The 554-nt window shown below is 62.6% G+C and carries 1 pseudogene; it reads left to right on the top strand.

What is annotated here, in order from left to right:
* Nucleotides 1-341: pseudogene (locus EN742_RS37125) on the top strand (hypothetical protein); the annotation flags it as partial.
* Nucleotides 342-554 lie beyond the last annotated feature (213 nt).

Below are 554 nucleotides of genomic sequence, written 5' to 3' on the forward strand. Positions count from 1 at the left end.
TCTGTGGACAGACAATATGGAGCTCGCCCGCCATGCCCGCCGCTTCATCGCGGTCGGGCTGGAGACGGCGCGGCGCAAGGCCGAGCTGGTCAGACGCGCTGTTCTGGGCGACGGTTGCGCTGTTTGCCACCATCGTCGGCTCCCTCGTCGCCAGATGGGCCTTCGGCCAGGGCGGCGTGCTGTGGGCGCTGGTCAACTGGCGGTTCCTGTTCGTCGCCGCCATCGTCGCGGCCCATTTCGCCATGAACGAGCTGCGCCGCAATATCCTGTTGAGAAGCCTGTTCTTCGTCGTCTTTGCCGCGGCGACGCTGGCCTGCCTGTTCTGGACCTTCCAGGCCTGACCATCCATATCCCGTTTCGGCAAGGCGACAGGCGCGGGCTTTCATCGGCCCGCGCCATCGGCTATTCCGGTCCATGACCGCCTTCTCGCTGTCATCATTTGTCTGATAAATGGCTTGACTGAGAGATGACCGCGGCGGACAAGGCCGCCAGCAAAGCTTCACAAGGAAAGACCATGACCCTGTTTCGTAAGAACCTCATCGATGGCGAATGGG

The organism is Mesorhizobium sp. M4A.F.Ca.ET.020.02.1.1, from assembly GCF_004022645.1.
Taxonomy (GTDB): domain Bacteria; phylum Pseudomonadota; class Alphaproteobacteria; order Rhizobiales; family Rhizobiaceae; genus Mesorhizobium.